General features: G+C 72.0%; 6 protein-coding genes and 1 pseudogene. 3 read left to right on the top strand and 4 right to left on the bottom strand.

The window, feature by feature from the left end; all coding sequences use genetic code 11:
* Positions 1–330: 330 nt before the first annotated feature.
* Complete coding sequence (locus ACZ4FV_RS02760) at positions 331–1179, bottom strand: hypothetical protein (protein ID WP_395874608.1); 849 nt, start codon at positions 1177–1179, stop codon at positions 331–333.
* Positions 1176–2162: an ABC transporter ATP-binding protein gene (locus ACZ4FV_RS02755; RefSeq protein ID WP_395874635.1), complete on the bottom strand. Its 987-nt coding sequence runs from the start codon at positions 2160–2162 to the stop codon at positions 1176–1178. Before ACZ4FV_RS02755 ends, ACZ4FV_RS02760 begins: the two co-directional genes overlap by 4 nt.
* A 192-nt stretch (positions 2163–2354) precedes the next feature.
* On the opposite strand from ACZ4FV_RS02755, the gene ACZ4FV_RS02750 reads away from it, so the two are divergent.
* Entirely contained in the window at positions 2355–4001 is a 1647-nt protein-coding gene (locus ACZ4FV_RS02750; RefSeq protein WP_395874609.1) for a DNA repair helicase XPB, read from the top strand.
* A gap of 29 nt (positions 4002–4030) precedes the next feature.
* Here the strand turns inward: ACZ4FV_RS02750 and ACZ4FV_RS02745 are convergent, their stop codons facing one another.
* Together ACZ4FV_RS02745 and ACZ4FV_RS02740 are read right to left on the bottom strand one after the other, a co-directional pair.
* Positions 4031–4657, bottom strand: coding sequence for a VanZ family protein (locus tag ACZ4FV_RS02745; protein ID WP_395874611.1), 627 nt, complete (start codon positions 4655–4657; stop codon positions 4031–4033).
* Positions 4658–4730: 73 nt separating this feature from the next.
* A complete protein-coding gene (locus tag ACZ4FV_RS02740) occupies positions 4731–4940 on the bottom strand; it encodes a hypothetical protein (RefSeq protein WP_395874613.1) in 210 nt (69 codons plus the stop codon).
* 390 nt (positions 4941–5330) lie between these two features.
* Between ACZ4FV_RS02740 and ACZ4FV_RS02735 the strand changes: the two are divergent.
* Positions 5331–5888, top strand: a pseudogene (locus ACZ4FV_RS02735) (HAD family hydrolase); the annotation flags it as partial.
* A 69-nt stretch (positions 5889–5957) separates the two neighbouring features.
* Positions 5958–6734 carry an ATP-dependent sacrificial sulfur transferase LarE gene (larE, locus tag ACZ4FV_RS02730; RefSeq protein WP_465321673.1) on the top strand — a complete coding sequence of 259 codons (777 nt, stop codon included), beginning with the start codon at positions 5958–5960 and terminating at the stop codon, positions 6732–6734.
* Positions 6735–6758 lie beyond the last annotated feature (24 nt).

Genomic DNA, 6758 nt, shown 5'->3' with positions numbered 1-6758 from the left:
CACACCGTCCCGAGCGAGGCGCCGCTTTTTCTTGGAGGAGCGAAGCGGAGGAAAGAAAAAGCGGCGCCTCGCGAGCCGGCGACGAAGTCGCCCAAAAAACAGCAACGCCGCCGCCACGACTCCGGCCCGCCCACGCCCCGGCCCGCCACGCCCCGGCCCGCCCACGCCCCGGCCCGCCCACGACTCACCCGCCCACGACTCACCCGCCCACGACCCACCCGCCCACGACCCACCCACCCACGACCCACCCACCCGCGACCCACCCCCACGCGACCCACCCCCACGCGAGCCGTCGACGCAGCCGCCCGGCACCGCCCGGCACCGCCCGACTCACATCTCCCGGCGCCCGATCCGCCACACCGCGAGCCACACGCTCAGCGCGGACAGGACCACGGCGACCACCAGGTTGTCGACGTACTCGCCGGGAGTGTGCCCGCGCAGCAGGTCGACCTGGCAGTTGAAGAGCTGGCTCGGCAACCAGTGCTGCAACGGGCGCCACAGCGCCGCGACCGGCATCAGCACGAACGCGACCAGGGACCCGCCGAAGATCGCCACGGGACGGCGCAGGAACGCCGCCATCGCGGCGACCACGCTCACCTCCAGCACGACGCCCACGATCCCGTAGAAGGACCCGTAGAAGACGGCCTTCGCCGGCAGCGGGCCGAACATCCAGTGCACCTGGGCCCAGGCGATCAGGTTGCCCATCAGGTAGGCCAAAGAGACCGCCGCCGTGGTCACCGTGTACCGCGGCACCACCAGATCGCGACGTCGCCGCACCCGGGTGCGATGGAACGCGGCCAGACCCGGTCGATGGTCGACCGCGAGCGCGCTCGCCATCAGCGCGAGGCCGACCAGGATGCCGATCTGGCCGGCGGCGTAGGTGTACACCGCCATCCCGCTGTCCGCCCGCATCCCGCCCACCGGTGCCACCGCGTCGATGTGCAGGGCCTCGACGATGCGATCACGGTGCTTGGCGAAGACCGGGCCGATCAGGCCCACGCCCGGATAGGCGACCAGGAGCAGCAACAATCGTTTGGTGCGCACCAGCCGCAGCCACTCCAGGCGCCACAGCCCCAGTCGGCGCGGCCCGCGCGGGAGCACCCGCGCCGCGTCGGCCACCACCGCGGGCGGGCCGGCCGACGTCGACGCGGGCGCCTGAACGGCGCCGGATCGGGTCATCGCGGACCGCCGGTGATGGACAGGAATGCCGCCTCCAGGTCCGACTCCTCCGGCGCGACCGACACCAACCGGGCCGTGCTGCGGCTGAGCACCTCGGCGAGGTGCCGCTCACCGGCCTCCAGCGACCGGGCCTCCACCCGGAACAGCCCCGGCCGCAGCGACGACACGCGCGCGACCCAGCTCTCCGCGGCGAACGCGCGCAACAGGTCGGTGCCGCCACCGCGCACCCGGACCAGCCAGCTCGGCCGCATGTGCGTGTCCACCAGTTCGGCGGTCGGCCCCTGGTAGAGCAGCCGGCCCGCGCGCACCACGCCCACGTGATCGCAGACCCGCTGTACGTCGGCCAGGATGTGGCTGGAGAAGACGACCGTGGTGTGCTCGCGCAGGCTCGCCACCAGGTCGAGCACGTCCGCCCGACCGCGCGGGTCCAGCGCGGAGGTGGGCTCGTCCAGGATCAGCAGTTCGGGGTCGGCCACCAGCGCGGCGGCCAGGCCAAGGCGCAGCGTCATGCCGCGCGAGAGCGAGCCGGCCTTGCGGTCGCCGCACGCGGACAGGCCGGTGCGATGCAGGGCGACCTTGACCTTCTCCCGGGGCAGCCGACGGTCGACGAGGTTTCCGGCCAGTTCGACCACCTCGGACGCGGTCAGCCAGGGCTCGAATTCGGGCACGTCCGTGGACACCGCGACGCGGCGTCGATCGACGCCGAAGACCACCTCGCCGGAATCCGCCCGCCGGGTGCCGCCCATGATCGACAACAGCGTGGTCTTGCCCGCGCCGTTGGGTCCCACCAGGCCGTATACGCAGCCGCGCGGCACCTTCAGGTCTATGCCGAAGATCCCGGTGCCGCCGCCGTAGTCCCGGGTCAGGGCACGGGTGGACACGGCGGGACCCATGGGTTCGCCGGTGTGCTCGGGGGTCTCGGCGGCGGTGCGATCGGGACGGGGAACCCGATCGTCGGAGGCCGACGACGTTTGTTGCGCCATCAAGTATCCAGGGTAGGTAGGCCGGCCGGTTTGTGTGTTCCTCCGTAAGGATGGGTCTGGCGCTCCTCCCTGGGCAGTACGGTCCCTAATGCCTGCTCCCGCCGATGACAAACGGTTTTCGGAACACGGCCGCCGAGCGGATGGTTGACACTTGTTGGTCCCGTCCCCTCCTCCTTGCGGAAAGGTTGGCCCGTGCCCGATGGCCCGCTGATCGTCCAGTCCGACAAAACCCTGCTCCTCGAGGTCGGGCACGAGGCCTCCGCCGACTGCCGCCGGGCCATCGCGCCGTTCGCCGAGCTCGAGCGCGCCCCGGAGCACGTGCACACCTATCGGCTGACCCCGCTGGGCCTGTGGAACGCGCGCGCCGCCGGCCACGACGCCGAGCAGGTCGTGGACGTACTGCTGCGCTACTCGCGCTACCCGGTGCCCAACGCGCTGCTCGTGGACGTCGCGGAGACGATGGGCCGCTACGGCCGGCTCCAACTGTCCAAGCACCCCACCCACGGCCTCGTGCTGACCACCACCGACCGCGCGGTGCTCGAGGAGGTGCTGCGCAGCAAGAAGATGATTCCACTGGTCGGCACCCGAGTGGACCCGGACACCGTGGTGGTGCACCCCTCCGAGCGCGGGCAGATCAAGCAGGTGCTGCTCAAGCTCGGCTGGCCCGCCGAGGACTTCGCGGGCTACGTGGACGGCGAGGCGCACACGATCGACCTGGCCGAGGACGGCTGGCAGTTGCGGCCGTACCAGCAGGAGGCGGTCGAGGGCTTCTGGCACGGCGGCTCGGGTGTGGTCGTGCTGCCGTGTGGCGCGGGCAAGACGCTGGTGGGCGCGGCGGCGATGGCGACCGCGAAGGCGACCACGCTGATCCTGGTCACCAATACGGTCTCGGCCCGCCAGTGGAAGTCCGAGTTGGTCAAGCGCACGTCGCTGACCGAGGACGAGATCGGCGAGTACAGCGGTACCCGCAAGGAGATCCGGCCGGTCACCATCGCGACCTACCAGGTGGTGACCACGCGCCGAAAGGGCGTCTACCCGCACCTGGAGCTGTTCGACTCCAGGGACTGGGGCCTGATCGTGTACGACGAGGTCCACCTGTTGCCCGCCCCCATCTTCCGGTTCACCGCCGACCTGCAGGCTCGGCGTCGACTGGGCCTGACCGCGACGCTGGTACGCGAGGACGGCCGCGAGGGCGACGTGTTCTCGCTGATCGGCCCCAAGCGCTACGACGCGCCGTGGAAGGAGATCGAGAACCAGGGATACATCGCGCCGGCCGACTGCGTCGAGGTTCGGGTGACATTGACAGAGACCGAACGGCTGGCCTACGCGACCGCCGAGCCCGAGGAGCGCTATCGCTTCTGCGCGACCACCGCCAGCAAGACGCGCGTGGTCAAGGACCTGGTCGAGCGGCACCGTGGTGAACAGACCCTGGTCATCGGCCAGTACATCGACCAACTCGACGAGTTGGGCGAGGTGTTGAACGCGCCGGTGATCAAGGGCGAGACCACCAACAAGGAGCGCGAGCGGTTGTTCGACGCGTTCCGCACCGGCGCGGTGCAGGCGCTCGTGGTCAGCAAGGTGGCGAACTTCTCGATCGACCTGCCGGACGCGACGGTGGCCATCCAGGTGTCCGGTTCGTTCGGGTCGCGGCAGGAGGAGGCCCAGCGACTCGGGCGGGTGTTGCGACCCAAGGCGGACGGCCGGGGTGCGCGCTTCTACTCGGTCGTCGCGCGGGACACCATCGACCAGGACTTCGCGGCGCATCGGCAACGTTTCCTCGCGGAACAGGGTTACGCGTACCGGATCGTCGACTCCGACGACCTGGACAAGCAGAGGTAGCCGGGGCGTTCGGTTCGGGGGACGTTCGATCAGTGGCTCGGGCGCCCTTCGGGCGTCTTCGCGGTCCGCTCCCGCCGCCAAAACGGTGTGCGGCGGGGGTGGACGCGGGCGGCCAGGTGCCGGCCCAGGAATATGTAGGCGAGGAACGCGCCGGTCGCGTTCAGGATCACGTCGTCGATGTCGAACGCCCGGCCGACCACGAACAGCCCCTGGACCGCCTCGACGACGAGCATCAGCGCGCCGACGGTGAGCAGGATCCGAAGTGGGCCGCGCAGCCGGGCGGTGACCACCGGGAGCAGTACGCCCAGCGGCGCGCACAGCACCAGGTTGCCGCCGATCTGCCGGACCGCGTCCCGGACTTCGGGGCGGTCCAGGTAGGAGCGAATCGAGTCGCCTGGATCGGTGTTGCCGGTGACCAGGTCCTGCGAATCGGGCTGCGGGGTGAACGTCACCCGGGCCAGCACCAGCGCGAACGCGACCAGGGCCAGTGCGCCGAGCCCGATTGCGATGCCGCGCAGCACGCGGGCGCCGCGCGAGCGGGCGGGAGCGGGACGCGGGTCGGCGACGTCGGCGGCCTTGCGTTTCGTGGGCGTGCGCTTGGTGGTGGTGCGTTTCGCGGCCGTGCGTTTCGCGGTTTTCGCGCCGGGCGTGTCCACCGTATCCACCCCCGATTGTCGGTTCGGCTGCCCTGAGCGGGCGTCTGCCCACGGGGCCCCGGACCATGCGGGGTCACGGCACGGCGTGCCGACCGAGCAGGGTGACCTGGACGGCGGTACTGGTGAACACCCATGTGCCGCGCGCGATCGTCGCGGTGATGTGGGCGGGCCGGCGCAGCCGGGCGCGCACCAGTTCGGGGAAGGCGATCTCGGCGGGGGAGGAGCCGCGCAGGGCCGGCATCCGCAGTGGTCGAGGGGCGGGGAGATGCGTCATCGTGCTCATGTCCTCGACGCTACGTGGACCGACACAACGGGTGCGTCAGCACCAGGGCGCCCGCCTCGGTACCTCTCGCGGATGACCGTCCCCTAGGGGTGGACCGAGCGGCGGACCCGGAGGATCGGGGTCGGCCGACACCCGGGACCGGGACGGGGTCGGGGCGAGGGCCCGATCGCCGTGGCCGGCGCGGGTCGGATCGGCGTGGGGGATGGCGTGCGCCGGGAGCGAGCCCCCGGCGGTCGCGCTCTCGCCTCGAATGCGCCCTTGACGCCACGAACCGGAAACGATCAAGGATGGCCCTGTTCACGGCAACGCACGCAATCGGACATCGGCACGCAACGTGCCTCGTCGTAGGCTGAACGGGTGAATGCCCTCGTAGTTGGTTTCGACCTGGACATGACGCTCGTCGATTCCCGTCCCGGCATCGGGGCGGCGTGGTCCGTGCTCGCCGAGGAGACCGGCGTCCCGATCGACATCGCGCTGGTCGTCTCCCGACTGGGGCCACCACTGGAGACCGAGGTCGCGAACTGGTTCCCGGCCGCCGAGATCACCGCCGTCGCCGCGCGCTACCGCGAGATCTACCCCCAACACGCCGTGCCCGGTACGGACGTGCTGCCCGGTGCCCGTGAGGCGCTCGCCGCGGTGCATCGACACGGCGGCCGCACGATGGTGGTGACCGGCAAGCACGAGCCCAACGCGCGCCTGCACCTGGACCATCTGGACCTGGCCGTGGACCACTTGGTCGGTGACCTGTGGGGCGAGCAGAAGGGCGGCGCACTACGCGCGTCGGGGGCGAGCGTGTACGTGGGCGACCACCTCGGCGATCTGATCGGGGCGCGCGCGGCGGGCGCGATCGCGGTCGGCGTGGCCACCGGCCCGATCTCCGCCGCGGACCTGCGCGCCGCCGGGGCCGACGTCGTGCTCGACGACCTGACCGAGTTTCCCGCGTGGCTGGACGGGCACGTCGCCGACCTGCGGCTCGCGGACCTGCGCGAGCGGCTGCGCGAACTGGGCAGCGTCGCGGTGGCGTTCTCCGGCGGCGCGGACTCGGCCTTCCTGCTCGCCGCGGCGGTGCGCACGCTGGGCGTCCACCACGTGCTCGCGCTGACCACCGAGTCGTCGAGCCTGCCGGCCGCCGAACGCGACGCCGCGCGGGCCTTCGCGGCCCGACTGGGGGTGCGGCACGAACTGGTGCCCAGCGACGAGATGGCCCGCGAGGGCTACCGCGCGAACGGCGGCGATCGATGCCGGTTCTGCAAGACGGAGTTGATGGCGGTGCTCGGGCCGGTGGCGCGCGCGGCGGGGATGGCCCACCTGGCCACCGGAACCAACGCGGACGACGTGCGCGCGGGCTTTCGGCCCGGGATCGCCGCGGCGGCCGAGGCCGGCGCGGTCACCCCGCTGTGCGACGCGGGCCTGACCAAGGCCCAGGTGCGGGCGATCAGCCGGACCTGGGGATTGCCGACCTGGGACAAGCCGGCCGCGGCCTGTCTGTCCAGCCGGGTCGCCTATGGCGTGGCGATCACCCCGGCCCGGCTGGCCCGGGTCGAACGCGCGGAGACCGCGTTGCGCGCGGTGCTGGTCCGGGACGGGATCGCGGTCCGCAACCTGCGGGTGCGCGATCTGGGGCAGTCCGCGCGGATCGAGGTGGACGGCCCGCTGAGCGCCGTCGTGGACGGCCACGCGCCGGCCCTGGCCGCGGTGCGCGAGGCCGGCTTCGCGAGCGTCGAGGTGGATCCGCTCGGCTACCGCGAGGGCGCGATGAACGAACTCCTGGTGGACCCGGAGTCGTACCGCTGAGACACGCCCTGGGCGCGCCGGGGC

The sequence above is a fragment of the Embleya sp. NPDC025285 genome (assembly GCF_055558835.1).
This window is presented reverse-complemented; position numbering and strand designations above follow the sequence as displayed.